The sequence below is a fragment of the Streptomyces sp. NPDC020965 genome (genome assembly GCF_044333555.1).
GTDB lineage: Bacteria > Actinomycetota > Actinomycetes > Streptomycetales > Streptomycetaceae > Streptomyces.
The window spans coordinates 1515697-1542633 of sequence record NZ_JBIRRE010000001.1 but is presented as its reverse complement, the minus strand read 5'-3'; the positions used below and the strand labels follow the sequence as shown (position 1 = coordinate 1542633).

19 protein-coding genes, 1 other RNA gene and 1 pseudogene are annotated in these 26937 nt (G+C 71.6%); 19 read left to right on the top strand and 2 right to left on the bottom strand.

What is annotated here, in order from left to right; genetic code table 11:
- Nucleotides 1–53 precede the first annotated feature (53 nt).
- The 3 genes from ACH4S7_RS06675 (at nt 54) to ssrA (ending at nt 2260) form a co-directional block, all read left to right on the top strand.
- A complete protein-coding gene (locus ACH4S7_RS06675) occupies nt 54–1220 on the top strand; it encodes a S41 family peptidase (RefSeq protein ID WP_398519938.1) in 1167 nt (388 codons plus the stop codon).
- 18 nt (nt 1221–1238) lie between these two features.
- Nucleotides 1239–1727 carry an SsrA-binding protein SmpB gene (smpB, locus tag ACH4S7_RS06670; RefSeq protein ID WP_398519937.1) on the top strand — a complete coding sequence of 163 codons (489 nt, stop codon included), beginning with the start codon at nt 1239–1241 and terminating at the stop codon, nt 1725–1727.
- A gap of 144 nt (nt 1728–1871) precedes the next feature.
- Nucleotides 1872–2260: a transfer-messenger RNA gene (ssrA, locus tag ACH4S7_RS06665) on the top strand.
- A 93-nt stretch (nt 2261–2353) separates the two neighbouring features.
- Here ssrA and ACH4S7_RS06660 read toward each other — a convergent pair.
- Nucleotides 2354–3646, bottom strand: coding sequence for an MFS transporter (locus tag ACH4S7_RS06660; protein ID WP_398519936.1), 1293 nt, complete (start codon nt 3644–3646; stop codon nt 2354–2356).
- A gap of 181 nt (nt 3647–3827) precedes the next feature.
- Between ACH4S7_RS06660 and ACH4S7_RS06655 the strand changes: the two genes are divergently transcribed.
- The 7 genes and pseudogenes from ACH4S7_RS06655 (at nt 3828) to ACH4S7_RS06625 (ending at nt 13219) form a co-directional block, all read left to right on the top strand.
- Nucleotides 3828–4805, top strand: coding sequence for a LysR family transcriptional regulator (locus ACH4S7_RS06655; protein WP_398520058.1), 978 nt, complete (start codon nt 3828–3830; stop codon nt 4803–4805).
- A 467-nt stretch (nt 4806–5272) separates the two neighbouring features.
- Nucleotides 5273–5875: a CGNR zinc finger domain-containing protein gene (locus ACH4S7_RS06650; protein WP_398519935.1), complete on the top strand. Its 603-nt coding sequence runs from the start codon at nt 5273–5275 to the stop codon at nt 5873–5875.
- A gap of 434 nt (nt 5876–6309) precedes the next feature.
- Nucleotides 6310–6903 (top strand): sigma-70 family RNA polymerase sigma factor, encoded by a 594-nt coding sequence (locus ACH4S7_RS06645; RefSeq protein ID WP_398519934.1) that lies wholly within the window; start codon nt 6310–6312, stop codon nt 6901–6903.
- Nucleotides 6900–7790 (top strand): anti-sigma factor family protein, encoded by an 891-nt coding sequence (locus ACH4S7_RS06640; protein WP_398519933.1) that lies wholly within the window; start codon nt 6900–6902, stop codon nt 7788–7790. The genes ACH4S7_RS06645 and ACH4S7_RS06640 overlap by 4 nt, the downstream gene beginning before the upstream one ends.
- A 61-nt stretch (nt 7791–7851) precedes the next feature.
- A pseudogene (locus ACH4S7_RS06635) lies at nt 7852–10251 on the top strand (HelD family protein); the annotation flags it as partial.
- Between the two features lie 740 nt (nt 10252–10991).
- The gene (locus tag ACH4S7_RS06630) at nt 10992–12425 is read left to right on the top strand and encodes an NAD-dependent malic enzyme (RefSeq protein WP_398519932.1); all 1434 of its coding nucleotides are present in this window, start codon (nt 10992–10994) and stop codon (nt 12423–12425) included.
- Nucleotides 12426–12937: 512 nt separating this feature from the next.
- On the top strand, nt 12938–13219 hold the full coding sequence (locus tag ACH4S7_RS06625; RefSeq protein ID WP_004571953.1) for an HU family DNA-binding protein: 282 nt from the start codon (nt 12938–12940) through the stop codon (nt 13217–13219).
- Nucleotides 13220–13548: 329 nt separating this feature from the next.
- On the opposite strand, the gene murA is transcribed toward ACH4S7_RS06625, so the two are convergent.
- The gene (murA, locus tag ACH4S7_RS06620; RefSeq protein ID WP_398519931.1) at nt 13549–14889 is read right to left on the bottom strand and encodes a UDP-N-acetylglucosamine 1-carboxyvinyltransferase; all 1341 of its coding nucleotides are present in this window, start codon (nt 14887–14889) and stop codon (nt 13549–13551) included.
- Nucleotides 14890–15146: 257 nt separating this feature from the next.
- On the opposite strand from murA, the gene ACH4S7_RS06615 reads away from it, so the two are divergent.
- The 9 genes from ACH4S7_RS06615 to ACH4S7_RS06575 all read left to right on the top strand — a co-directional run bounded on the left by ACH4S7_RS06615 (nt 15147) and on the right by ACH4S7_RS06575 (nt 26889).
- Entirely contained in the window at nt 15147–15707 is a 561-nt protein-coding gene (locus ACH4S7_RS06615; protein ID WP_398519930.1) for a YqgE/AlgH family protein, read from the top strand.
- A gap of 120 nt (nt 15708–15827) precedes the next feature.
- Nucleotides 15828–16118 (top strand): DUF3039 domain-containing protein, encoded by a 291-nt coding sequence (locus tag ACH4S7_RS06610; RefSeq protein ID WP_398519929.1) that lies wholly within the window; start codon nt 15828–15830, stop codon nt 16116–16118.
- 269 nt (nt 16119–16387) lie between these two features.
- A complete protein-coding gene (locus ACH4S7_RS06605; protein ID WP_398519928.1) occupies nt 16388–17692 on the top strand; it encodes an extracellular solute-binding protein in 1305 nt (434 codons plus the stop codon).
- Nucleotides 17693–17711: 19 nt separating this feature from the next.
- Complete coding sequence (locus ACH4S7_RS06600; RefSeq protein ID WP_398519927.1) at nt 17712–18686, top strand: carbohydrate ABC transporter permease; 975 nt, start codon at nt 17712–17714, stop codon at nt 18684–18686.
- A 5-nt stretch (nt 18687–18691) separates the two neighbouring features.
- Nucleotides 18692–19531 (top strand): carbohydrate ABC transporter permease, encoded by an 840-nt coding sequence (locus tag ACH4S7_RS06595; protein WP_398519926.1) that lies wholly within the window; start codon nt 18692–18694, stop codon nt 19529–19531.
- 84 nt (nt 19532–19615) lie between these two features.
- The gene (locus tag ACH4S7_RS06590; protein ID WP_398519925.1) at nt 19616–21259 is read left to right on the top strand and encodes a beta-N-acetylhexosaminidase; all 1644 of its coding nucleotides are present in this window, start codon (nt 19616–19618) and stop codon (nt 21257–21259) included.
- A gap of 289 nt (nt 21260–21548) precedes the next feature.
- Complete coding sequence (locus ACH4S7_RS06585) at nt 21549–22445, top strand: FAD binding domain-containing protein (RefSeq protein WP_398519924.1); 897 nt, start codon at nt 21549–21551, stop codon at nt 22443–22445.
- Nucleotides 22442–24568, top strand: a complete 2127-nt coding sequence (locus ACH4S7_RS06580) for a 2Fe-2S iron-sulfur cluster-binding protein (RefSeq protein ID WP_398519923.1) — start codon at nt 22442–22444, stop codon at nt 24566–24568. Before ACH4S7_RS06585 ends, ACH4S7_RS06580 begins: the two co-directional genes overlap by 4 nt.
- Entirely contained in the window at nt 24565–26889 is a 2325-nt protein-coding gene (locus tag ACH4S7_RS06575; protein WP_398519922.1) for a xanthine dehydrogenase family protein molybdopterin-binding subunit, read from the top strand. The genes ACH4S7_RS06580 and ACH4S7_RS06575 overlap by 4 nt, the downstream gene beginning before the upstream one ends.
- Nucleotides 26890–26937 lie beyond the last annotated feature (48 nt).

Below are 26937 nucleotides of genomic sequence, written 5' to 3'. Positions count from 1 at the left end.
GCCGTACGGTCAACCGCCGTACGGCGCCCTTCGTTTCGCCTAGACTCGGCGCCATGCCGGGCCCGGAATTCTGCCCCAGGCCCCGCCGCATCCGCCGCGGGGCGGCCCTGACATTCGTCTTCGTGACCGTTCTCGCCACCGGCGCCGCGACCAACGCCCTGCCCCACGTGCAGGAGCCCGCCGCCCACCCGCTCGCGGCCCGTCCTACCGGTCCGGCCGCCGCGACCGCCGACCGGGACGCCGTGGCCCGCGCCGCCGCCGAGGCCGCCGCCGACGGCAAATCGGGCAAGGAGGCCGCCGAGGAGGTCGTCAGCCGCAGCGGTGACCGCTGGGGCGCGGTCTACGACAAGCGGGAGTACGACGACCTCCGGCAGGACCTCGACGGCGAGTACACGGGCGTCGGCCTGTCGGCCGCCCGATCCGGGAACGGCCGGGTCGAGGTCACCAGAGTGCGCCCCGGCGGCCCCGCCGACCGTGCGGGCGTCGAGGCCGGTGACCGGCTGCGCGCCATCGACGGCCGCCCGGTCGACCGCCGCCCCGTCACCGAGGTCGTCGCCCTGCTGCGCGGCAACGAGCGCACCAGCGTGGCCCTGGGCCTGGAGCGCGCCGGCCGCTCATGGACCGAGACCCTCACCCGGGCGACGCTGAGCACCGAGTCCGTCACCGTCCGGCGCATCGACGACCACGCCGTCATGATCAAGGTCGCGGCCTTCACCAAGGGCTCGGGCGCCCGGGTGCGCGAGGCGGTCCGGGAGGCCCCGGAGGGCGCCGGGGTCCTGCTCGATCTGCGCGGTAACGCCGGGGGCCTGGTCAAGGAGGCCGTGGCCGCCGCCGCCGCCTTCCTCGACGGCGGCCTGGTCGCCACGTACGACGTGCGGGGCACCCAGCACGCGCTCTACGCCGACCCCGGCGGGGACACCGACCGGCCGGTGGTCGCGCTGGTCGACAGCGGCACGATGAGCGCGGCCGAGCTGGTCACGGGCGCGCTCCAGGACCGGGGCCGGGCGGTCACGGTCGGCTCGCGGACCTTCGGCAAGGGTTCGGTGCAGATGCCCAGCGAGTTGCCCGACGGTTCGGTGGCCGAGCTGACCGTGGGCCACTACCGCACGCCCGCGGGCCATGACGTCGACGGCGAGGGCATCACCCCCGACCTCGCGGTGCCCGAGCGCGCCGAGGAACGGGCACAGAAGGTATTGGGTGGCCTCGGGGCGGGGTCGTAGTGCGAAAATGGGCGCACTATGGCTAAGGAAAAGGTTCCAGGGCGCAAGCTGATCGCGCAGAACAAGAAGGCGCGGCACGACTACCACATCATCGACACCTACGAGTGCGGCCTGGTGCTCACGGGCACCGAGGTGAAGTCGCTGCGCCAGGGGCGGGCCTCGCTGGTGGACGGATTCATCCAGATCGACGGTCACGAGGCATGGCTGCACAACATCCACGTACCCGAGTACACCCAGGGCACCTGGACCAACCACGCCGCCCGGCGCAAGCGGAAGCTGCTGATGCACCGGGCGGAGATCGACAAGCTGGAGGCCAAGTCCCAGGAGACGGGTCACACGATCGTGCCGCTCGCGCTGTACTTCAAGGACGGCCGGGCGAAGGTGGAGATCGCGCTGGCCAAGGGCAAGAAGGAGTTCGACAAGCGGCAGACGATGCGGGAGCGCCAGGACATGCGTGAGGCGGACCGGGCCATGTCCGCGGTCCGTCGCCGGCAGCGCTCGGCCTGACGTTCCGGCGCGCCGGTGGATGGGGAGCCGCGAGGAATACGCTGGCACCCGGGCCCGTTGGTCACGTACGATGGGCACTGCCCCTCTTCGAAGGGGCACGTGTTGAAAATGACACGTGTTGAAAAATGAACAGAAAATCATCATGGGGATGATCGGTTTCGACAGCGGATGTCGAAGCAGGGGAAGCGAGCCGAGGAAGCGGCAATGATCTCGTAAACCCTATGTCGCAAACAATAATCGCCAATACCAAGAGCGATAACTCCCGCTTCGCCCTCGCTGCCTAATTAGGTAACGAGCCGAAGCTCTTATGGAGCGTCAGCCCGGGGCTGTTCCCGACCCGGATCCTGGCGTCAACTAGGGGACTAAACCTCTAAACCCGGTCGCGGGGTGTAGAGGGAAATCAAACAGTGACTGAGCCCGTCGGAGACTTGTCCGTGTGATCTCCGGGGCTGAGAAAATCGCAGCGGACTGCGCTCGGAGAAGCCCTGGTTTAGCACCGTTGGACGCGGGTTCGATTCCCGCCATCTCCACCTTGGCGACAAGCGAGGTGGGCCCGGAGAAAGTCCGGACCCCGCTCGCCCCGCCATCCGTTTCATCCCATGTGGGCACAGGCCCCCCGGTAGTCGTCACGACGACCGGGGGGCCTTTGTCATGCCGCGCGCCAGGACGAGGGCCGGCAGCAGGGCGATCCCGGCCGCCACCACCGGAATGGTGTAGCCGGCTGCCGCGCCCAGCCGCTCCGCCGTCCAGCCCGCCCCCGCCGCCCCCGCCGCGATCCCGCCGAGGATCGCGGTGACCGCCAGCGTCATGCCCTCGTTCAGACTGCCCTTCGGCGTCAGCCGCTGGACCGTCGTCATCCCGGTCACCATCGTAGGCGCGGTCGCCGCGCCCGCCAGTAGTAGCGCCCCGGCCAGCGTCAGGACGGAGCCGGTACGGGCTGCCAGCAGCGGCAGGACCAGCAGTGCGGTCATCGCGGCGAGGCAGCCCGCCAGCCGCCCCGGCCGATCGTGGGCGGCGCGCAGGGTCCCGTACAGCAGTCCGGCCGCGCAGGAGCCCGCCGCGTGCAGGCCGAGCAGCAGTCCGGCGGCCGGGCCGTCCAGTCGCGCGAGCGTGCTGACCTCCAGCGCCCCGAAGACGACGCCGGTCGCCAGGAAGACCGTGAGCAGCGGGAGCATCCCGGGGATCCGGAGCGGGGCGCGCGAGCGGTCCTGACCTGCGGTGACCGGGGGTTCGGTCGACCGCTGGGCCGCGAAGACCAGGATGCCGGTCAGCAGCAGGACCGCGGCGGTCAGCGTGCCCGCCTCCGGGAAGAGCGCCGAGCAGAGCAGGGCGGCGAGGACCGGTCCGAGCATGAAGCACAGCTCGTCGGCGGCCTGCTCGAAGGAGTTCGCGGTGTGCAGGGCGGCCGGGTCGCCCCGGTGGACATGGGCCCAGCGGGCCCGGGACATGCCCCCGGTGTTGGGCGTGGTGGCGGTCGCGGCGTAGGCGGCGAACAGCGTCCAGGTCGGCGCGTCGGACCGCACGCACAGGAGCAGCGCCAGTGAGCCGAGCACCGCCAGCGCGGCGGCGGGGACGGCGATCCGGGCCTGGCCGTGCCGGTCCACCAGCCGCGCGGTCCACGGCGCGACGAGCGCGGTGGCGGCGAGTCCGGTCGCGGTGACCGCCCCGGCGAGGGCGTACGAGCCGCGCGATCCGGCGATCATGATGATGGCACTCACGCTGAACATGCCCATCGGGAGCCGTGCGAGCAGATTGCCCGCGGTGAACGCCCGGGTGCCGGGGGGAGCGAACAGCCGGGCGTACGGGCCCGGGGCGCGGGGCGCGACGGGGTGGGCCGGCCCGTCGAACCGGGGCGCGGGGTACACCGACTCGGGGGTCAGTCCGAATGCGGGGGTCCGGGGTGCGGTGGAGTACGGCATGGGAACACCATCGGCGCTGGTCAGCGGTGTGGTCCAACACCTGTTCGGGGTCGATTGACGCATCTGTGTTGTAAATTTCGGGACCGGACCGGACCGTACGGGTGCGGGCGTGACCGGACCGGCGACCGTACGGGTGCGGGCCGGGCCGGCGGAGGAGAGGCGGGCAGCGGGGGTGGGGCGCATCGGCACGGGCGGGGACATCGAACCGCGGCTGCTCCGCGCCTTCACGGCCGTCGCGGACGAACTCCACTTCACCCGCGCCGCCGCCCGGCTGTACCTGGCCCAGCAGGCCCTCAGCCGCGATGTGCGGCGGCTGGAACGGGAGTTGGGTGTCGAGCTGTTCGTACGGACCACCCGGCAGGTGACCCTCACGGCGGACGGACGGCGTCTGCTGCCGTACGCGCGCCGGGTCCTCGCCGCGCACGAGGAACTGGCCGCGGCCTTCACCGACGACGGTGACCGGCCGCTGCTCGTGGACATCGGCGCCCCGGTGAGCACCGCCGGCCTGGTGCTGGCGGCGGCCCGCTGCGCGGCGCCCGGCCTGGAGCTGGTCGCCCGGTTCCACAGCGGCCTCACCGGCGCCGCTGCCGAACTGCTCGCGGGGCGGCTCGACGTCAGCTTCGGCCGGGTCGCCGGTCTGCCCCCGGCCGTGCTCGGCGCGTTGGAACATCGGCCGGTGCGGTACGAGCGGATGGCGGTGCTGCTCCCCGACGACCACCGGCTGGCCGCGCTCACTCGGGTCCCGGTCGGCGCGCTGGCGGGGGAGACGCTCTACGCGGGCGCGGGCAATCCGGCCACGGCGGAGTGGACCTCGCTGGCGGCCGGACTCTTCGCCGAGTTCGGCATCGGGATGGCCGCGCCGTTCCCGGAGATCACCGGCGAGGAGGAGTTCGTCCGGATCGTGCGGGGTCGCGGCTGGTCGGTGCTGGCGAGCACCGAGTTCATCGCCGTCCCGGGGATGGTGGTCCGGCCGCTGGTCGATCCCGTACCGCTGTCACCCATCTCGCTCGTACGGCGGCGGGGGCGGCGGCACCCGGGGGTCGACGCCCTGTTCGCGAGCGCCGCTGAACTGGGCGACGCGCACGGCTGGCTGCGCCGGCCGCCCGGCTGCTGGCTACCGTCCGAGGACGCGGTCCTGATGGCGGGGACGCGGTCTTGAAGGCGGGGACGCGGTCCTGATGGCGGGGACGCGGTCTTGAAGGCGGGGACGTGGCCCTGATCGAGGGCGTGCGGTCCTGAGGGCCGCGGGGGGCGTGGCCCTGATGGCGGGTGACGCGGCTCGTGCGGTACGGGCTGGTGCGGTACGGGTCCGTGCGGTGCAGAGCGAGGCGCCCGCGTCGGGCGGGTCCACCCGGCTCGCGTCGGACGGGCCGGAGCCGACCGCTTCGGACAGGCCGGGCCGCCCGGGTTCGAGGCCGGGACGGCGGGGAAGGAGGGGTTTCGGCCGCCCGTTCGGGCAGGCACTCTGGCAGGGCGTCCGCCTCGGCGGACGGATCCGGGTGGCGGCATCCCGGGCGCGGGCCCCGGCGCCCCCGGCTGTGCCCCCGGGCGGGTGCGACGGACGGGCCCCGGGGGTCCGGCACGTGGACCCGGTGAGGCAGCGACCCTTGAGGCGGTGACAGGCGCATGGCGGCAGGTGCGATCGGTACGGCTCCGTACGACTGGCGGTTCGACTCCGGCCGGACCTGTCTGGACCTGATGGCGACGGCGGAGACCGGTGCGGGCGGGCCGGAGCCGCTCGCGGGGGCCGGCCGGCTCGGTCACTGGCTGCTGGGCGCCGGGCTGGTGCCCCCGGGCACCCCGGTCAGCTCCGTGGACGACCGCTGGGTCGACCGGTTCACCGAACTCCGCGCCGCCGTCAACCAACTGGTCCGCGCCGAGATCGACGGCCGCCGCGCCGAGTCGGCGCTGGAGCGGGTGAACACCCTGGCCGCGGCCCCGCCGCCGACCGTCCGGGCCGTCCGGGACGCCAGCGGCGCTCTCGTGCGGGCGCTGGGCGCCTGCCCCGAGTGCGCGGCCCTGCTCGCCGCCGTCGCCCGGGACACGGTGGAGCTGCTGACCGATCCGGAGGCCCGTGCCGGGCTGCGCCAGTGTGAGGGCGAGAGCTGCCGCCGGGTGTATCTGGACACCTCCCGGGGGCGCCGGCGCCGCTGGTGCTCCAGCGAGGTCTGCGGAAACCGCGAGCGCGTCGCCAGGCACCGGCGCCGGGCCGCCGTCGCCAGGGCCTGACCCCGGGCCGCCGTCGCGAGGGCCTGACCCCGGCCCGGTCCTGTCCTGGCCCCCGATGCCCCGACCGAGCCATCCGTAGGGGCCGCAGACCATCCGTACGGACGTCGCGCCCCGGCTTCCGTGCCGCGGCTCCCATGCCCCAGCTTCCGTGACCGGCTCTCGCGCGCGACTCCCGCACCGCTCAACGTCCTTGCGCGCCGCACGAGTTCGCGAGTCCGGGCTTCACCCCGGAGCCCGCCCGGAGCTCCGCCCGGAAAGTTCGACCACCCGGCGTTGAGCGATTCCGCCGTCCCCTCCGTAGAAGAGGACGACGCGCGGTCAGCAGGAGAGCACCGGACAGCACCGGACAGCACCGGAGAACGCCGGACAGCGCTGAAGATCGTCGGAAAACAACGCGAATTCATCGAAAGCCAGGTCTCGACCGGGAGGTTCAGGTGCGCAAGGATGCCGCCGTGGCCGATGACCGTCCGCAGCGGGCCCCCGCCCACCATCGCGCCGAGAAACCACGCGATGACTCCTCGATCCCCGATGAGGAGCTCATGCGGGCGCTCTACCGCGAACACGCGGGCCCCCTGCTCGCCTACGTGCTGCGCCTCGTCGCCGCTGATCGCCAGCGGGCCGAGGACGTGGTGCAGGAGACGCTCATCCGTGCCTGGAAGAACGCCGGTCAGCTCAACCGGGCCACCGGCTCCGTCCGCCCCTGGCTGGTGACGGTCGCTCGCCGTATCGTCATCGACGGTCACCGCAGCCGGCAGGCCCGGCCGCAGGAGGTCGATCCGTCACCGCTGGAGGTCATGCCCGCGGAGGATGAGATCGACAAGGCGTTATGGCTGATGACGCTCGCGGACGCACTCGATGATTTGACGCCCGCGCACCGGGAAGTACTGGTCGAGACGTACTTCAAGGGACGTACGGTCAACGAGGCCGCCGAGACGCTCGGCATCCCCAGTGGGACGGTGCGTTCCCGGGTCTTCTACGCACTCCGCTCTATGAAGCTCGCACTGGAGGAGAGGGGGGTCACGGCATGACCATGCCCGAACAGGAATCCGTACACGACGCTGTCGGGGCGTATGTGCTCGGCGTTCTCGACGACGCCGACGCGTCCGCCTTCGAGGCGCACCTCGCCGGCTGCGATATCTGCGCGGCCCATCTCGAAGAGTTCTCCGGGATGGAGCCGATGCTTGCCCTGCTGGCCGAGGTCCCCGCGCCCGCCCTACCGTCCCCGGGTGCGGTGGACATGCCGGGTGCCCGCACCCCGGCCGAGGAGCGCGACAGCCGGTCAGGTCCGCCGCCGATGCCGTCACCGTCACCGTCACCGTCACCGATGCCGATGCCGATGCCGGTGCCCGTCGTGCCGGCCCCGCCCGCTCCCCGACTCCTGGGCGGCCTCCTGGACGAGGTCGCCGCCAAGCGCGCCGCCCGCCGCAGGCGCGGCATGTATCTGGTCGCGGCCGTCGCCGCCCTCGTCATCGGCGGTCCCGCCGTCGCTTTCGTGATCACGTCCGATGAGACCGGTGGCGGTACGGCCGCCCCGCACCCGCACCCCACCTCGCCCGCCGAGGACGCCTTCTTCCACCACATGGACGAGAAGCTCAGGGGCACCGACGCGACGACCGGCGTCGCCGCCACCGTCGGCGTGGAGCGGAAGGGCTGGGGCACCCACACCGTCCTGGAGCTGAAGAACGTCAAGGGGCCGCTGAAGTGCAGTCTCATCGCCGTCTCGAAGACCGGCGAGCGGGAGGTGGTCACCTCCTGGGCGGTCCCCGAGTGGGGGTACGGTATCCCGGACAGCCCGCAGAAAGCGTCCAGGAATCCGCTGTACGTCCACGGCGGAGCGGCGATGGACCGCAACGAGATCGACCACTTCGAAGTCCGTACGTTCGACGACAAGAAGCTGGTGGAGATCGACGCCTGACAGACTCGCCCCCTTCGCGTACGGTTGACGGCTGCCCAGTGCACGTCAGAAGGGGGCCTCAGTGGCCGCGCAGGAAGCCGCTGTGGACGCTGTCGTCCCAGTCGGAAAAGACACGGTCGTGACCGGCGGGGACGACTCCGTCCGGGACCGCGAGATCGGTGTCGAACAGCTACATCTCGACCAGGTGTACCGCCGCCTGGAGGAGAAGATCCACGAGGCGGAGTTCCTGATGCGGGACGCCGCCAAGCTGGGCCAGGTGGGCACCCCCGGCGCGCTCGCCGAGCGGGACGCGCAGGTCTTCCGCGCCGGGGTCCACCTCAATCGGCTCAACAACGAGTTCGAGGACTTCCTCTTCGGCCGGATCGACCTGCTCTTGGGCAAGGACGGCAAACGCGGTCCCGACGGGGCCTTCACCTCGGTGGAGCCCGCCGACGACGCCGTCCGGCCCGACAACACGGCCGATATCGCCGAGACCCTGCACATCGGCCGGATCGGCGTCCTCGACACCGACTACGCCCCGATGGTGATCGACTGGCGTGCCCCGGCCGCCGCCCCCTTCTACCGGTCGACCCCGGTCGACCCCGGCCGGGTCGTCCGGCGCCGGGTCATCCGCTCCAAGGGCCGCCGCGTCCTCGGTGTCGAGGACGACCTGATGCGCCCCGAGCTGACCGCCACCCTCGACGGCGGCCCGCTCCCGGTGATCGGCGACGGCGCGCTGATGGCCGCGCTCGGGCAGGCCCGCAGCCACACCATGCGGGACATCGTCGCCTCCATCCAGGCCGAACAGGACCTGGTGATCCGGGCGCCCGCCGCCTCCGTCACCTATGTGGAGGGCGGGCCCGGCACCGGCAAGACCGCGGTGGCGCTGCACCGTGCCGCGTACCTCCTCTACCAGGACCGACGGCGGTACGCGGGCGGCATCCTGATCGTCTCGCCGACCCCGCTGCTCGTCGCCTACACCGAGGGCGTGCTGCCGTCGCTGGGCGAGGAGGGGCAGGTCGCGATCCGCGCGGTGGGCCATCTGGTCGACGGCGCGGAGGCCACCGCGTACGACCCGCCGGAGGTGGCCCGGATCAAGGGGTCGTCCCGGATGCTGAAGGTGCTCCGGAAGGCCGCCAGGGGCGCGCTGGAGCGCTCCGGGCCCACCGTGACCGTACGGGACGGACAGCTGACCCTCGGGGACGACGGGCCCGTGGAGACGCCCGGCCGGCTCCGGGTGGTCGCCTTCGGGCGGCGGCTGGAGCTGGAGGCCGATGAGCTGAACCGGATCCGGCACAACGTCCTCGGCGGTTCCGCGCCGGTCAACCTGCTGCGCCCGCGCGCCAGACGGCTGCTGCTGGACGCCCTGTGGTCGAAGTCCGGCTCGGCCGGCCGGCACGCTGACCCGGAACTCGCCGCCGAGCTGCGGTCCTCGTTCGACGAGGACGTGACGGCCGAGGACAGCTTCCTCGCCTTCCTGGACGAATGGTGGCCCGAGCTGACCCCGCGCGGGGTGCTCGCCGCCATGGCTGACGAACGCCGGCTCGGTCGGTGGGCGCGCCGCATCCTCACCCCCGGCGAGGTGCGCCGGCTGGCCCGCTCCCTGCGCCGGGCCGGCGACGACGGCGACGGGCCGCTGTCCGTGCACGACGTGGCGATCCTGGACGAGCTGCACCTGCTGCTCGGCACCCCGCACCGCCCCCGGCGGAAGCGTGAAATGGACCCGCTGGACCAGCTCACCGGTCTGGAGGAGCTGATGCCGCAGCGGGAGGAGACGCAGCGGGAGCGCGCCGAACGGCTGGCGGCGGAGCGCACCGAGTACGCGCACGTCATCGTCGACGAGGCGCAGGACCTGACCCCCATGCAGTGGCGGATGGTCGGCCGCCGCGGCCGGCACGCCACCTGGACGGTCGTCGGTGACCCGGCCCAGTCGTCGTGGCCGGACCCGGAGGAGGCCGCCGAGGCCCGTGACGAGGCCCTCGGCACCCGCCCGCGCCGCCGTTTCCAACTCACCGTCAACTACCGCAACCCCGCCGAGATCGCCGAGATCGCGGCCCGGGTGCTGGCGCTCGCCATGCCCGACATGGAGTCCCCGGCGGCGGTCCGCTCGACCGGTGTGGTGCCGAGGTTCACGGCCGTGCGGGACGGAGAGCTGGGCGCGGTCGTCCGCGACGAGGCGGCGCGGCTGCTGGCGCGGGTGGACGGCACGGTGGGAGTCGTGGTGGCGATGCACCGCCGCGAGGAGGCGGCGCGCTGGCTGGCCGGCCTCGGCGACCGGGTGGTGGCGCTGGGTTCGCTGGAGGCGAAGGGCCTGGAGTACGACGCGACGGTGGTGGTCTCCCCGGCGGAGATCGCCGACGGGTCGGCGGTGGGACTGCGGGTGCTGTACGTGGCGCTGACGCGGGCGACGCAGGAGCTGACGGTGATCGCGGGCCGGCGGGACGAGCCGGACGCGGACGGCGTGGCCGATCTGCTGCGGGAGCGCGATCCCCGTACCGCTCCGGCCACCGCCGAGCCGGACCGGGAGCGGCGGCGGGACCGGGACCGGGCGGAGGCCCGGCAGCAGGAACGGACGCGCGAGCGGACGGACGCCGGTCCGGAGCGCACCCGGGAGCGGACGCGTGGCCGCGACGGCGGCGGTGACGGCCGTTCCGGGGGGACCCGGGCTGGTGACCGCGATCGTGGCCGAGCCGGGGGTTCCCGGGACGGCCGTGGTGACCGCGATCGGGACCGTGACACGAGGTCCCAGGGCGGGCGTGGCGACCGTGGTCGTGGCCGTGACGCGGGGGCCCCGGACGGCCGATCCGGGGACTGACGGCGCGTCAACCCGTGATGCGGGAATCGCTTACCGGGGTGGTTTGTTAGCCTGGGGGTGGCACCGGCCCGATCCAAGCCCCCGGGCCCAACCTTCGTCGCTACGAGCGACCACTTGCCGCGAGGCGAGCATGGCGGGTCGGTGTCACTTTCGCTCTTCAGGCCCACGTCATCCTTTGGTGACGTGGGCCTGTTGTCATTGGGGCGTCAGGGGTGCCAGGGGCGGTGGGGGCCCCAGGGACTTCCAGCGGGGTCGGTTTCTCTCGTATGGTGAAAACCGATTTCCGAAAACAATACGACCACTATTACCTGCTACCCGCAGGTAGGTGCGACCATCGGATGGCGTCCACGGCCTAAACGCCAACGGCCGCATAGCAATGAAGCTAGGGAAAGCAGAGGAACCCGGTCATGGCAACGGCGCCAAGCGTCTCGTATTCGATGACGGTCCGGCTGGAGGTACCCGCGAGCGGAACCGCGGTCTCCCAGCTCACCACGGCCGTGGAGTCCTCCGGGGGCTCCGTGACCGGTCTGGACGTGACCGCCTCCGGCCACGAGAAGCTGCGGATCGACGTGACCATCGCGGCGACCTCCACGGCACACGCGGACGAGATCGTCGAAGGACTGCGGGCCATCGAGGGCGTCGTCCTCGGCAAGGTCTCCGACCGTACCTTCCTGATGCACCTCGGCGGCAAGATCGAGATGCAGTCGAAGCACCCCATCCGCAACCGTGACGACCTCTCGATGATCTACACCCCGGGTGTGGCGCGGGTCTGCATGGCCATCGCGGAGAACCCCGAGGACGCCCGTCGCCTCACCATCAAGCGCAACTCGGTCGCCGTGGTCACCGACGGCTCCGCGGTGCTCGGTCTCGGCAACATCGGCCCGATGGCCTCGCTGCCCGTGATGGAGGGCAAGGCGGCCCTCTTCAAGCGGTTCGCCGGTATCGACGCCTGGCCGATCTGCCTGGACACCCAGGACACGGACGAGATCGTCGCGATCGTCAAGGCCATCGCCCCCGGTTTCGCCGGGATCAACCTGGAGGACATCTCAGCCCCCCGCTGCTTCGAGATCGAGGCACGGCTGCGCGAGGCCCTGGACATCCCGGTCTTCCACGACGACCAGCACGGCACCGCGATCGTCGTCCTCGCCGCGCTGACCAATGCGCTGCGGGTCGTCGGCAAGGCCGTCTCGGATGTACGGGTGGTCATGTCCGGCGCCGGCGCGGCCGGTACCGCCATCCTGAAACTGCTGATCGCAGCGGGTGTGAAGCACGCCGTCGTCGCCGATATCCACGGTGTGGTGCACGCGGGCCGCGAGGACCTCGTCGCCGCCGCGCCCGAGTCCCCGCTGCGCTGGATCGCCGACAACACCAACCCCGAGGGCGTCACCGGCACGCTCAAGGAGGCCGTCGTCGGCGCGGACGTTTTCATCGGCGTCTCCGCCCCTAACCTCCTCGGCGCGGCGGACGTCGCCGCCATGGCGGAGGGCGCGATCGTGTTCGCGCTCGCGAATCCGGACCCCGAGGTGGACCCCGCGATCGCCCGTCAGACGGCGGCCGTCGTGGCCACGGGACGCTCCGACTTCCCCAACCAGATCAACAACGTCCTGGTCTTCCCGGGTGTCTTCCGCGGTCTGCTCGACGCGCAGTCCCGCACCGTCAACACGGAGATGATGCTGGCCGCCGCGAGCGCGCTGGCGGACGTCGTCAGCGAGGACGAGCTGAACCCGAACTACATCATTCCGTCGGTCTTCAACGACAAGGTCGCCGGTGCGGTGGCCGGGGCCGTGCGGACCGCGGCGAAGGCGGCCGGCGCGTCCGTGCCGGGCGCCGGCGCCCCCTGACCGGCCCAACCGGGACCCACCGGACCCACCGGATCACCTGATCCGCACGCTGCCCGGGCGACCCGGTCAGCGTGGGGTTTGTCACCACGACCCCCCGCGCGGCCCTGAGGGGCCCGTGGGGCGTCGCACATCCGTTCCGCGCCCCTTGGGCCGCCGAAGCCGAACGGGCCCGTCAGGGGGCTCTGCCGGCACGTCTGCCCGACGTCCGGCGCGTCGTGGGACGCCGGGCCAGGGCCGCCGCTCTAGGGTGGCGGACCATGGACCCCGGCGCCTCCAGGCGGCTCCAGGGAGTTCCCCCATGGTGCACGGAACGTCACCACGACGAGGCAGTGGCGCTTTTCGTGTGACTTCTGCGGGTGCCGGATTGGCGTTCCCGCCGTTGGTGGGGGCAGGATGCGTAACTGGGCGAGAGGGTCTGATCAAGACCCTGGTCCGGGGACTGTCAGAGGGCCCTGGCAGCATCGGCTTCGATCTCACGCCTCACAGGCAAGTAGAAACACGGGAGTAAGAACATGAACCGCAGTGAGCTGGTGGCCGCGCTGGCCGACCGCGCCGAGGTGACTCGCAAGGACGCCGACGCCGTGCTGGCCGCCCTCGCCGAGACCGTCGGAGAGGTTGTCGCCAAGGGCGACGAGAAGGTCACCATCCCCGGCTTCCTGACCTTCGAGCGCACCCACCGTGCGGCTCGTACCGCGCGTAACCCGCAGACCGGTGACCCGATCCAGATTCCGGCCGGTTACAGCGTGAAGGTTTCGGCGGGCTCGAAGCTGAAGGAAGCGGCGAAGGGCAAGTAAGTCCTCCGGGCTTACCGCTTGACACCACGAAGGGCGGCCACCTTGCCAAGGTGGCCGCCCTTGTGTGTGCCCGGGTGCTGTGTGCGGGAGGCTCCGGGAGTCCCTCAGCGGCGGATCCGCGCGGCGCCGCCCGGAGCGGTCCGGGCAGCCCTCCCGGCCTGGAGACCCGCGGGGGACGCGCCGCCCAGCCTCAGACCCGCGGGGGCGCGCCGCCTCAGACCCGCCGCCTCAGACCCGGCACCCCGCCATCGGCGGAAACCGCAGCAGGGCCCGGACCGGCGCGTTGGCGACGGTCCGGGCCCTGCTGCGGGCGGGCGGGGTGATGAGGCTCAGGCCGTGGTCCGGCCCGGCAGCTCCACCTTCGCCCCCAGCGACACGAGCTTGTCCATGAAGTTCTCGTAGCCACGGTTGATCAGATCGATGCCGTGCACCCGCGACGTCCCCTGGGCGGCCAGGGCCGCGATCAGGTACGAGAAACCGCCCCGCAGGTCCGGGATGACCAGATCCGCGCCCTGGAGCTTCGTCGGGCCCGACACGACCGCCGAGTGGAGGAAGTTCCGCTGACCGAAGCGGCAGTCCGAGCCACCGAGGCACTCGCGGTAGAGCTGGATGTGCGCGCCCATCTGGTTCAGCGCGGAGGTGAAGCCCAGCCGGGACTCGTAGACCGTCTCGTGGACGATGGAGAGGCCCGCGGCCTGCGTCAGCGCCACCACCAGCGGCTGCTGCCAGTCGGTCTGGAAACCGGGGTGCACGTCCGTCTCCAGCGCGATGGCGTTGAGCGAGCCGCCGGGGTGCCAGAAGCGGATCCCCTCGTCGTCGATCTCGAACGCGCCACCGACCCGACGGAAGGTGTTCAGGAAGGTCATCATCGAGCGCTGCTGGGCGCCCCGCACATAGATGTTGCCTTCGGTCGCCAGCGCCGCGGAGGCCCAGGACGCCGCCTCCAGGCGGTCCGGGAGCGCCCGGTGGGTGTAGCCGTCCAGCCGGTCGACACCGGTGATCCGGATCGTCCGGTCGGTGTCCACGGAGATGATCGCGCCCATCTTCTGGAGCACGCAGATCAAATCCTCGATCTCCGGCTCCACCGCGGCGTTCGACAGCTCGGTGACGCCCTCCGCGAGGACGGCGGTCAGCAGCACCTGCTCGGTCGAGCCGACCGACGGGTACGGCAGCCGGATCTTGGTGCCGCGCAGCCGCTGCGGGGCCTCCAGGTACTGGCCGTCGTCCCGCTTCTCGATCTTCGCGCCGAACTGCCGCAGCACGTCGAAGTGGAAGTCGATCGGCCGGCCGCCGATGTCACAGCCGCCGAGACCGGGGATGAAGGCGTGACCCAGCCGGTGCAGCAGCGGGCCGCAGAACAGGATCGGAATGCGTGAGGAACCCGCGTGGGCGTCGATGTCGGCGACATTGGCGCTCTCGACGTGTGTCGGGTCGAGCACCAGCTCACCGGGCTCGTCGCCGGGACGGACCGTCACACCGTGGAGCTGGAGCAGCCCGCGCACCACCCGCACATCGCGGATGTCGGGCACATTGCGCAGTCTGCTCGGCCCGCTGCCGAGGAGGGCGGCGACCATCGCCTTCGGCACCAGGTTCTTGGCGCCGCGAACGCGGATCTCACCCTCCAGCGGGTTTCCGCCGTGGACAAGCAGTACATCGTCTGTGCCGGTCATGAATCTCGCGTTCCGGAGTGGTCGGGCAGAGGGTCAGAGAAAAGGGTAAGCGGCCGGGGGTCCCATCCTGTAAGGGCGTCGGGGCTTCCGGACGTCAGACGGGGGCGCGGCCCCTCCGGTTGCCTCGGCTGCCGGGTGCCGCCGTCGCCACGCCTTCCCCCGTGGGCGGGCCGGTATCCCTCGCTGAGCTGCGCCGGTTCGGACGATGCCGCGGCCGGGGGGCCCGCGAACGCCGAAGATGCGGGATCATGTCTGGCATGACCGAGGTGTCCTCGCTCACAGGGCGGCTGCTCGTCGCCACACCCGCCCTCGCCGACCCCAATTTCGACCGGGCGGTGGTCCTGCTGCTCGACCACGACGACGAGGGTTCCCTCGGCGTGGTCCTCAACCGGCCGACCCCGGTGGACGTCGGGGACATCCTGGCGTCCTGGGCCGGGCTCGCCGGTGAGCCCGGAGTGGTCTTCCAGGGCGGCCCGGTCTCCCTCGACTCCGCGCTCGGCGTCGCGGTGATCCCGGGCGACGAGGGCCCGCTCGGCTGGCGCCGGGTGTACGGGGCGATCGGTCTGGTCGACCTGGAGACGCCGCCCGAGCTGCTCGGCGCGGCTCTCGGCTCGTTGCGCATCTTCGCGGGGTACGCGGGATGGGGCCCCGGCCAGCTTGAGGGCGAGCTGAACGACGGTGCGTGGTACGTCGTGGAGTCCGAGCCGGGGGACGTCTCGTCGCCCCGGCCCGAGCAGCTGTGGCGGGCGGTGCTGCGCAGGCAGCGCAGCGAGCTGGCGATGTTCGCGACCTACCCGGACGACCCCTCGCTCAACTGACGGGCCCCCGCCCCCTCGCGGGACGGGTCCCGGGTGGTCGGCGATGTGTCGTACGGACGGGGCGACCGGTGGCGGGTGCCTGGGGTACGGGAGCTTCCGGCCCGGGTACCCTTGGAGTTCATGAGCACTCTTGAGCCCGACCGCGGGACCGGGACGGGAACCCTTGTAGAGCCGACACCCCAGGTGTCGCACGGCGACGGCGACCACGAGCGCTTCGCCCACTACGTCCAGAAGGACAAGATCATGGCGAGTGCCCTCGACGGCACTCCCGTGGTGGCACTGTGCGGAAAGGTCTGGGTACCGGGGCGCGACCCCAAGAAGTATCCGGTCTGTCCGATGTGCAAGGAGATCTACGAGTCCATGGGCCCCGGTGGGGACAAGGACAAGGGCAAGGGCGGCAAGGACAAGTAACCCCCCTGTCGTACGGCCCTGGGAGCACGTGATCACGTGCTCCCAGGGCCTTTTCGCGTTCCGGTACTTTTTCGCCCGCCGTACGGCCGCTCGCGTGCTCTCCGCGGCCTCCCGCGGGGCCCCTCCGCGTTGCACAGGATGCACCTCCCGGTCACAGAGTGGTTGAGACCTCTTGTCCCCGTGTTTGAGCCGCTCTAGCCTCCACCGTGTTGTGCAGTGCGAAACGTACGTTGCAGATGCTGCAACGCATACTGGTAGGGGACCGCCCAATGAAGCTCAGCTCCCGCGTCGCCGCCCCCGTGGCGGCCCTTGTACTGGCGGGTCTCACCGCCACCGCCTGCGCCCCTCAGACCTCCGACAACAACTCGTCGAAGGACGAGAAGTCCGGGACCCTGCGCGTCTGGCTGTTCCAGGAGGTCAACAACGACCCGAAGAAGAAGGTCGTTGACGAGGCGGTAGCCGCCTTCACCGGAGCCAACAAGGACACCAAGGTCGAGATCGAGTACATCCCGGTCGAGACCCGCGCCCAGCGCATCAAGGCCGCCTTCAACGACCCGAAGAGCGCCCCGGACGTGATCGAGTACGGCAACACCGACACCGCGGGCTACGTCAAGGACGGCGGACTGGCGGACATCAGCAAGGAGTTCTCGGCCTGGGACGAGGCCAAGAGCTCCGACCCCACCGCCACCCAGTCGGTCACCGTCGACGGCAAGGTCTACGGCGCCCCCCTCTTCGTCGGCGTCCGTGCGCTGTACTACCGCACCGACGTCTTCAAGGAGCTGGCGATCCAGCCGCCCAAGACCCTGGACGAGCTGGTCACCACCGCCAAGAAGATCCGCAAGGCGAAGCCCGAGCTGTACGGCATAGCGGTCGGCGGCGCCTACACCTACGGCGCGATGCCGTTCATCTGGGCCAACGGCGGCGAACTCGCCGAGGGCGCCGACGGTTCCTACAAGTCCGCGATCAACAGCCCGGCCGCCCAGAAGGGCATCAAGACCTACACCTCGCTCTTCGGTGACGACAACTGCCCGGCCGCCAAGTGCGCCTCCATGGGCGGCAACGCGACCGTCACCGCCTTCGCCTCCGGCAAGGCGGCCATGGCGATCGGCGGCGACTTCAGCCACCAGGCCGTCGAGGCGGGTTCGGTGAAGGGCAAGTACGCCGTCGTGCCGCTGCCGGGCACCGCACCGGGCGGGATCGCCCCCGCCTTCGCGGGCGGCAACAACCTCGGTGTGCTCAAGAGCAGCTCGCACCGCACCCTCGCCGTCGACCTCATGAAGGAGCTCGCCGGCAAGGACAGCCAGCGCAAGCTCTTCGACGCCATGGGCTTCCTGCCCACGTACACCGATGTGCGCGACGAGGCGGCGAAGAAGGAGCCGTTCGTGGCGCCCTTCGTGAAGACGCTCGCCGCGGGCGCCAAGTTCGTCCCCGCCTCCCCGGGCTGGGGCCAGATCGACTCCTCGCTCGTCCTGCCGACCATGTTCCAGGAGATCGTCAGCGGCAAGAAGGACGTCGGCACCGCGTCGGGTGACGCGGCGAAGAAGATGGACACCGCGTTCACGACCGCGCGCTGAGTCGAGCGGACCCAACGATATGACGCACCAAGCGACAGCCGCAGGGTCGCCAGCGGTCTCCCCGGAGACCGCGGCGGCCCCCGGCCGAAGCCCCAAGAAGCGCCGCTCCACGGGACGTCACGGCAGCCGCTGGACGCCCTGGCTCTATCTGCTGCCGGCGATCGTCGTCCTCGCCGGACTCCTCGTCTACCCGATCTACCAGCTCGGCCTGATCTCGTTCCTGGAGTACAACCAGGCACAGGTCAGCGGTGGTGAACCGACCACCTTCAAGGGGCTCGGCAACTACCGGGAACTCTTCTCCGACGACCAGTTCTGGCAGGTCCTGCTCGCCACGGTCGCCTTCGCCGCCGCGTGCGTGGTCAGCACCCTCGGCGTCGGCTGCGCGCTCGCGGTGCTGCTGACCCGCATCCGGGCGATCCCCCGACTGGTCCTGATGATGGCCGCGCTCGGCGCCTGGGCCACCCCCGCGATCACCGGCTCCACCGTCTGGGTCTTCCTCTTCGACCCGGACTACGGACCCGTCAACCGGATGCTCGGCCTCGGCGACTTCTCCTGGACGTACGGGCGCTACAGCGCCTTCGCGCTCGTCCTCTTCGAGGTCGTCTGGTGCTCGTTCCCGTTCGTCATGGTGACGGTGTACGCGGGCATCAAGGCGATCCCCGCCGAAGTGCTGGAGGCCGCCTCGCTGGACGGCGCGTCCCAGTGGCGCATCTGGCGCTCCATCACGGCGCCGATGCTCCGTCCCATTCTCGTCGTCGTCACGATCCAGTCCATCATCTGGGACTTCAAGGTCTTCACACAGATCTATGTGATGACGAACGGCGGAGGCATCGCGGGCCAGAACATGGTCCTCAACGTCTACGCGTACCAAAAGGCGTTCGCTTCCTCGCAGTACAGCCTGGGCTCGGCCATCGGCGTCGTCATGCTGCTGATTCTGCTGGGCGTCACCCTTGTCTATCTGCGCCTGCTGCGACGCCAGGGAGAAGAACTGTGAGCCGTATGAGCCGCCTGCGCATACGCCGGCCCTGGCGGCTGGCCGCCGAGGTGTCCGCCCTCGTCATCGCCGTGGTCGTGGCCTTCCCGCTGTACTGGATGGTGCTCTCCGCCTTCAAACCGGCCGGGGAGATCCAGTCGACCGAGGCGCGCCCCTGGACGCTCAACCCGTCACTCGACTCGTTCCGGCGCGTATTCGAACAGCAGGAATTCGGCCGCTACTTCCTCAACAGCCTCTTCGTCGCGAGCGTGGTCGTCGTGGCATCGGCGCTCATCGCCTTTCTCGCGGCGACGGCGGTCACCCGGTTCCGCTTCAAATTCCGTACGACCCTGCTGATCATGTTCCTCGTGGCGCAGATGGTGCCGATCGAGGCATTGACGATTCCGCTGTTCTTCCTGATGCGCGACGCCGGCCAGCTCAATACGCTCTGGTCGCTGATCCTGCCGCATATCGCCTTCTCCCTCCCGTTCGCGATCTGGATGCTGCGGGGATTCGTGAAGGCGGTCCCGGAGGCCCTGGAGGAGGCCGCCTACATCGACGGCGCCAGTCGGACGCGTTTCCTCTGGCAGATTCTCTTCCCGCTGGTCTTCCCGGGACTGGTGGCGACGAGCGTCTTCTCCTTCATCTCGACCTGGAACGACTTCCTCTTCGCCAAGTCCTTCATCATCAGCGACACCTCGCAGTCGACCCTGCCGATGGCGCTGCTCGTCTTCTTCAAACCCGATGAGAACGACTGGGGCGGCATCATGGCGGGCTCCACCGTGATGACCGTGCCGGTGCTCATCTTCTTCGTGCTCGTCCAGCGGCGACTGGTCTCCGGACTGGGCGGCGCGGTCAAGGACTGAGCCGGACGGGAACTCTCCGTTTCCGCGGAGAGTTCCCGTCTTCGATTACCCCTGACGATTCCCACCGTCGAAAGGCCGCACGACATGGACCCCGATCACCTCATTCCGCGACCCGACTCCGTCGCGGGCCGGGACACCCCGGGCCGCGTCGCCCTCGGCACGCACACCGCGGTCGACGCCGGCCCCGGCACCGAGGGCGTGGCCCGCTGGCTGCGCACCACCATCGGTGCCGCCACCGGGCTGGCGTTCCCCGCCGGAGACGCGCCGCGGGGCATCGTGCTGCGGGTCGATCCCCAGCTCGCCGAGCGGCTCGGCCCCGAGGGCTACCGGCTCGTCACCAGCGACGCCGCCGACGAGGCCGCGGTGACCGTGACCGGTGGCGCCCCCGCGGGCGTCTTCTGGGGCGCGCAGACGCTGCGGCAGCTCCTCGGCGCCGACGCTTTCCGGCAGGCGCCCCTGGGCGGCGGCGAGCGGGTCTGGGACCTGCCCGTCCGCACCATCGAGGACACCCCCCGGTTCGGCTGGCGCGGCATGATGCTCGATGTCTCACGGCACTTCACCCAGAAGACCGATGTCCTCCGCTATATCGATCTGCTGGCCGCCCACAAGCTGAATGTCTTCCACTTCCACCTCACGGACGACCAGGGCTGGCGCATAGAGATCAAGCGCTACCCGAAGCTCACGGAGATCGGCTCCTGGCGCTCCCGTACCAAATGGGGCCACCGCGCCTCGCCCCTCTGGGACGAGAAGCCGTACGGCGGTTACTACACCCAGGACGACATTCGCGAAATCGTCGCCTACGCCGCCGACCGTCATATCTCCGTCATTCCCGAGATCGATATCCCGGGCCACTCACAGGCGGCCATCTCCGCCTACCCGGAGCTCGGCAACACGGATGTCATCGACACCACCACGCTCACCCCGTGGGACAACTGGGGAGTGAGCCCGCACGTCCTCGCGCCGACCGACAACTCCCTGCGTTTCTACGAAGGGGTGCTGGAGGAAGTCCTCGAACTGTTCCCGTCCACGTTCGTCCACATCGGGGGCGACGAGTGCCCCAAGGACGAGTGGAAGGCGTCGCCCACCGCGCAGGCCCGTATCCAGGAGCTCGGTCTCGCCGACGAGGACGAGCTCCAGTCCTGGATCATCCGCCACTTCGACCAGTGGCTGGCCGAGCGGGGACGCCGACTCATCGGCTGGGACGAGATCCTGGAGGGCGGTCTCGCCCCCGGCGCGGCCGTCCACTCCTGGCGCGGCTACGCCGGTGGCATCGCCGCGGCCGAGGCGGGCCACGACGTCGTGATGTCCCCGGAGCAGTTCGTCTACCTGGACCACCGGCAGGGCGAGGACGAGCCGATGCCCATCGGCTACGTCCGCACCCTGGAGGACGTCTACCGCTTCGAGCCGGTACCGCCGACCCTGTCGCCCGAGGCCGCCGCGCATGTGATCGGCACCCAGGCCAACGTCTGGACCGAGGTCATGCAGGACCGGTCCCGCACCGACTACCAGATCTTCCCCCGGCTCGCGGCCTTCGCCGAGGTCGCCTGGTCGGCGCTGCCCGCCCCGGCCGACCGCGACTTCGCGGACTTCGAAGAGCGCATGACCGAGCACTACGCGCGGCTGGACGTGCTCGGGGTGGACTACCGGCGGCCCGGTGGCCCGTTGCCGTGGCAGAAGCGCCCCGGCGTGCTCGGTTTCCCCCGGGAAGGCGCGCCCCCGAACAGGTGAGCCCGGGACGGAACCGGATGTCCCGCGCCCCGGACTCCGGCACCGTGGCACGACGGTGCTGAATAAAATGCACAAGGGGCGTCGAAGAGTGGCAATCCGCAGGTGACACCGATGACCTGTCAAAACGGTTCATCGGCGTTGTGAGGGCGCATCCGTGACGGATGCGCCCTTCGCGGACCCTCCCGTCGGGCGGCCCGGAAGATGTGCCAGAGTTGCCACGTCCGCGCTGTGAGCACGTACGGTACGGCAACACAGGCGGGATCGCCGGACACCGGGAAGGGGCGGCTGGGTGACCACACAGGCACCGCAGACATCGCGGTCGGTGACGCTGCCGACCTCGCTCGACGAGGCCGTGGCGGTGCTGACCGCCATGCCGGCGGCCGTGCCGGTCGCCGGTGGAACCGACCTCATGGCCGCCGTCAACAGGGGCCAACTCCGCCCGGCCGGGCTCGTCGGACTCGGCCGCATCAACGAGATCCGCGGCTGGCGCTACCAGGACGGGCACGCCCTCCTCGGCGCCGGACTCACCCACGCGCGCATGGGGCGGCCCGACTTCGCCGCCCTCATCCCCGCGCTGGCCGCCTCCGCGCGCGCGGCGGGCCCGCCCCAGATCCGTAACGCCGGCACCCTCGGCGGCAATATCGCCACCGCCGCCGCGACCGGTGACGCGCTGCCCGTACTGGCCGCCCTGGAGGCGGAGCTGATCATCGCGGGCCCCGGCGGCGCCCGCCGTGAGATCCCCGTCTCCCACCTGCTCGCGGGCCGCGAACTGCTCGGCCCCGCCGAACTCATCGGCTACGTACGCGTTCCGCTGCTGCACGCGCCACAGGTCTTCCTGAAGGCGACGGGGCGCACCGGACCCGGCCGCGCCACCGCATCGGTCGCCGTCGTACTGGACCCGGGGCGGCGCGGAGTGCGCTGCGCCGTCGGCGCCATCGCGCCGATGCCGCTGCGCCCGATGGAGGCGGAGCGGTGGATCGCCTCGCTGATCGACTGGGACGGCGCGCGCGGGCTCGCCGCCGAGGCGCTGACCGCCTTCGGTGAGTACGTGGCCACCGCGTGCATCCCCGATCCGCCGCCGGCTCCACAGGGCGAGGAACAGCCGGTCCATCCGCCCGCCGTACTGCATCTGCGGCGCACGGTCGCCGCGCTGGCCCGACGGGCACTGGGGAGGGCACTGTCATGAGCGACGAGGAGAACCGGGGGCGCGGTACGCACCCCCGGGAGACGCCGGACCACCCGCACCCGCACGGCGGCTGGCAGCAGACGCCGCAGGGTGACTACGACCACGACGCCACGGCGTTCGTGCAGCTCCCCCCGGGGGACGCGCCGCACGCCTCGCCGCTGGAGGCGCCGGGGCACGGTTTCGTGCCGCCGATGATCCATCCGCTGACGCCCGCCGACCCGTCGGCGACGGGTGGTTGGCCCGCGCGCCCGGAGGACGAGCGGCGCTGGCCGGAGCCGTCGGCGGGTCCGCACGGGGAGCCCCCGGCCGCGGACGCGCACGCCGGCTACCCCTACCCGGCGCAGGACATGGGGGCGCGGAACGGCGCACACCCGGACGCCCGGGGCGCGGCGCACCACGAGTCCCACCTCCACCCCCAGAACGCTTCCGCGCGCCCGGCGCACCATTCGGACCCGCACGCTCCCCATTCCGGTGGGTATCAGGAGCAGGGTTTCGCGCTGGGTTCCGACCAGCGGGCCCGCGATCATCACGCCGATCATCACGCCGGGGATCACGGCACCGCCGACCAGCACGCCGGCGACCACCGGGGCGCGGGCCGGCGTGGCGGCGCCCAGCAGGACACCGTTCAGCAGGACACCGCCCAGTGGGTCTTCCCGGAGGCCGAGCGGCCCGGTCCGCCGGCGTCCCCCGGGTCCGATGTGACGGGCCAGTGGACGATCCCGGTGGCGCGTGGCGATCTGCCCGAGGAGTCGGGGGAATTCACCACCGCGATGCTCCAGTCGCAGTGGGGTTCGGCCCCCGCGACCCTGCCCGGGGGCGCCACCGCGCCCTGGGCGACCGAACCCCCGGCGACCCTGCCGGGCGGGGCGGCGGCGCCTTGGGCACCGGAGCCGCAGGAGCACCAGGAACCGCGAGAAGCGCAGGAATCGCGGGAACCCCAGGAGACTCAGGAACCGCACCACCCCCATCAGGGCCAGACTCAGGAACCGCACCACCCCCATCAGGGCCAGACTCAGGGACCGCACCACCCTCACCAGGGCCAGACTCAGGGACCGCACCACCCTCACCAGGGCCAGACTCAGGGACCGGTCCAGGCTCAGGGACCGGGCGCTTCGGTCGAGCCGGCCGAATCCGTGGCGCCGGTGACCCCTCCGGAGTCCCCGGACGCCCCCGCGCCCGCCGCCGATGCGCCCGCCGCGCCACCGGTGGACGAGGCGCGGACACCGGACCCGGAGCCCGCCGAGCCCCGGCCCACGACGGAGCCCCCGGTCGAGCACACCGCCGTGGCCGAGACACCGGCCGACGACGACCCCGTGGCGGAGTACGCCCCCGAGGGCCCCGAGGAGCACACCGAACCCGAGGCGACCCCCGGACCGGCGCCCGAAACGGCTCCGGAGCCCGCACAGCGACAGCCCGAGTCCGAGCCGTCGGCGGACCCGGTCGAGTCATCAGCGGACCCGGCACCGTCGGAACCACCGGCGCAGCCGGAGCCCGAGCAGCAGCCGGACCCCGCCGACCAGCCCTTCCCCACCGTCATCGACGAACACCCCCCCACCTCCTATGTCCTGCGCGTCAACGGCACCGACCGGCCCGTCACCGACGCCTGGATCGGTGAATCGCTGCTCTACGTGCTGCGCGAGCGCCTCGGCCTCGCCGGCGCCAAGGACGGCTGCTCCCAGGGCGAGTGCGGCGCGTGCAACGTCCAGGTCGACGGCCGGCTCGTTGCCTCCTGCCTGGTCCCCGCCGCCACCACGGCGGGCTCCGAGGTCCGTACGGTCGAGGGACTCGCCACCGACGGCGAACCCTCCGACGTCCAGCGCGCCCTGGCCAACTGCGGTGCCGTCCAGTGCGGTTTCTGCATCCCGGGCATGGCGATGACCGTCCACGACCTGCTGGAGGGCAACCACAAGCCCAGCGAGCTGGAGACCCGCCAGGCGCTCTGCGGCAACCTCTGCCGCTGCTCCGGCTACCGCGGAGTGCTCGACGCCGTACGGGACGTGGTCGCCGAGCGCGAGGCGAGCGCGGCAGCCGCCGACACCACTCCCGAAGCCCGCATCCCGCACCAGGCGCCCCCCGGTGCGGGTAGTGTGCAGCCCCACCCGCATGACGGAGGCATGGCGTGACCAACGACGCGGCCACCACCGCGACGCCCCGGCCGACCGGTACGCCCGGTAACCACCAGTCCGAGCAGCCGACTCGTGGCATCGGAGCCTCGCTCCCCCCGGCCGACGCACGGGCCAAGACCGAGGGCACCTTCCCGTACGCTTCCGACCTCTGGGCCGAGGGCCTGCTCTGGGCGGCCATTCTGCGCTCCCCGCACCCCCGGGCCCGGATCATCTCCGTGGACACATCGGCCGCGCTGGCGATGCCGGGCGTACGGGCCGTCGTCACCCATGAGGACATCCCCGGAGACACGGCCTACGGACGGCGCATCGCCGACCGGCCCGTCTTCGCCTCGGACACCGTCCGCCACCACGGCGAGGCCATCGCCGCCATCGCCGCCGACCACCCCGACACCGCCCGGCTCGCCACGGCGGCCATCGCGGTCGAGTACGAGCCGCTGGAGCCGGTCACCGACCCCGAGCAGGCATTCGCCGCCGAGCCCCTGCACCCCGACGGCAATCTGATCCGCCACATCCCGCTGCGCTACGGCGACCCGGACATCACCGGTGACGTCGTCGTCGAGGGCCTCTACCGGATCGGCCGCCAGGACCCGGCACCCATCGGCGCCGAAGCGGGCCTGGCCGTACCCCGCCCGGACGGCGGCGTCGAACTGTACGTGGCCTCCACCGACCCGCACACCGACCGCGACCTGGCCGCCGCCTGCTTCGGCCTGGAGCCCGGCCGGGTCAAGGTCGTCGTGACGGGCGTCCCCGGTGCGACCGGTGACCGCGAGGACCCCGGCTTCCAGCTCCCGCTGGGCCTGCTGGCGCTGAAGACGGGCTGCCCGGTCAAACTGACGGCGACCCGCGAGGAGTCCTTCCTCGGCCACGCCCACCGCCACCCCACCCTGCTCCGCTACCGCCACCACGCGGACTCCGACGGCCGGCTCGTCAAGGTCGAGGCCCAACTGCTGCTGGACGCGGGCGCGTACGCCGACGACTCGTCCGAGTCCCTCGCGGCGGCCGTCGCCTTCGCCTGCGGACCGTACGTCGTCCCGCACGCCTTCATCGAGGGCTGGGCGGTGCGGACGAACAACCCGCCGTCGGGCCATGTCCGCGGCGAGGGCGCCATGCAGGTGTGCGCCGCGTACGAGGCCCAGATGGACAAGCTCTCCGCCAAACTCGGCATCGACCCCACCGAGATCCGGCTGCGCAACGCACTGGCCACCGGCGACATCCTGCCCACCGGCCAGACGGTCACCTGCCCGGCCCCGGTCGCCGAACTGCTCCAGACCGTACGGGACTACCCGCTACCGCCCCTGCCCAAGGACTCGCCGGAGGACGACTGGCTCCTCCCCGGCGGCCCGGAGGGCGCGGGCGAACCGGGCGCGGTGCGCCGGGGCGTCGGATATGCCCTCGGCATGGTCCATATGCTCGGTGCCGAAGGCACCGACGAGGTGTCCACGGCGACGGTCAAGGTCCACGACGGCGTCGCCACCGTGATCTGCGCGGCGGTCGAGACCGGCTCCGGATTCACCACCCTGGCCCGGCAGATCGTCCAGGAGACCCTGGGCATCGAAGAGGTCCACGTCGCCTCGGTCGACACCGACCAGCCACCGGCGGGGCCCGCCGCCCACGGTCGCCACACCTGGGTCTCCGGGGGCGCCGTCGAACGCGCGGCCAAAATGGTCCGCACCCAACTGCTCCAGCCACTGGCCCACAAGTTCGGCATGTCGACCGAGCTGCTCCAGATCACCGACGGCAAGATCACGTCGTACGACGGTGTGCTCTCCACGACGGTGATGGAGGAACTCGACGGCAAAGAACTGTGGGCGACGGCCCAGTGCCGCCCGCACCCGACGGAACCCCTGGACGAATCCGGCCAGGGCGACGCCTTCGTGGGCATGGCGTTCTGCGCCGTACGCGCGGTGGTCGACGTCGACATCGAACTGGGCTCGATCCGGGTGGTGGAGATGGCGGTGGCACAGGACGTGGGCCGGGTGCTCAACCCGGCGCAGCTCGCCAGCCGCATCGAGGCGGGCGTCACGCTCGGCGTCGGTACGGCCCTGACGGAGAACCTCCGCACCGCCCGCGGACTGGTCCGCCACCCGGACCTCACCGGCTACGCGCTCCCGACCTCGCTCGACGCCCCGGACATTCGCATCGTGAAACTCGTCGAGGAACGCGATGTGGTGGCGCCCTTCGGGGCGAAGCCGGCGAGCGCGGTCCCCGTGGTCACCTCCCCAGCCGCGGTGGCCGGAGCCGTACGCGCGGCCACGGGCCGCCCGATCAACCGCCTTCCGATCAGGCCCCAGGCAGCGGTGGCCCTCCCCAATTCCTGACGCTAAGACGCCCATTGCGGACGCAATCTAAGGATGCGTGCTGTCAGT

Excerpts from the sequence above, each read along its gene's own strand:
- ACH4S7_RS06675 (WP_398519938.1), top strand. The coding sequence starts at position 54 with ATGCCGGGCCCGGAATTCTGCCCCAGGCCCCGCCGCATCCGCCGCGGG.
- smpB (WP_398519937.1), top strand. The coding sequence starts at position 1,239 with ATGGCTAAGGAAAAGGTTCCAGGGCGCAAGCTGATCGCGCAGAACAAG.
- ACH4S7_RS06660 (WP_398519936.1), bottom strand. The coding sequence starts at position 3,646 with ATGCCGTACTCCACCGCACCCCGGACCCCCGCATTCGGACTGACCCCC.
- ACH4S7_RS06650 (WP_398519935.1), top strand. The coding sequence starts at position 5,273 with ATGGCGGCAGGTGCGATCGGTACGGCTCCGTACGACTGGCGGTTCGAC.
- ACH4S7_RS06640 (WP_398519933.1), top strand. The coding sequence starts at position 6,900 with ATGACCATGCCCGAACAGGAATCCGTACACGACGCTGTCGGGGCGTAT.
- ACH4S7_RS06630 (WP_398519932.1), top strand. The coding sequence starts at position 10,992 with ATGGCAACGGCGCCAAGCGTCTCGTATTCGATGACGGTCCGGCTGGAG.
- ACH4S7_RS06625 (WP_004571953.1), top strand. The coding sequence starts at position 12,938 with ATGAACCGCAGTGAGCTGGTGGCCGCGCTGGCCGACCGCGCCGAGGTG.
- murA (WP_398519931.1), bottom strand. The coding sequence starts at position 14,889 with ATGACCGGCACAGACGATGTACTGCTTGTCCACGGCGGAAACCCGCTG.
- ACH4S7_RS06615 (WP_398519930.1), top strand. The coding sequence starts at position 15,147 with ATGACCGAGGTGTCCTCGCTCACAGGGCGGCTGCTCGTCGCCACACCC.
- ACH4S7_RS06610 (WP_398519929.1), top strand. The coding sequence starts at position 15,828 with ATGAGCACTCTTGAGCCCGACCGCGGGACCGGGACGGGAACCCTTGTA.
- ACH4S7_RS06605 (WP_398519928.1), top strand. The coding sequence starts at position 16,388 with ATGAAGCTCAGCTCCCGCGTCGCCGCCCCCGTGGCGGCCCTTGTACTG.
- ACH4S7_RS06600 (WP_398519927.1), top strand. The coding sequence starts at position 17,712 with ATGACGCACCAAGCGACAGCCGCAGGGTCGCCAGCGGTCTCCCCGGAG.
- ACH4S7_RS06595 (WP_398519926.1), top strand. The coding sequence starts at position 18,692 with ATGAGCCGCCTGCGCATACGCCGGCCCTGGCGGCTGGCCGCCGAGGTG.
- ACH4S7_RS06590 (WP_398519925.1), top strand. The coding sequence starts at position 19,616 with ATGGACCCCGATCACCTCATTCCGCGACCCGACTCCGTCGCGGGCCGG.
- ACH4S7_RS06580 (WP_398519923.1), top strand. The coding sequence starts at position 22,442 with ATGAGCGACGAGGAGAACCGGGGGCGCGGTACGCACCCCCGGGAGACG.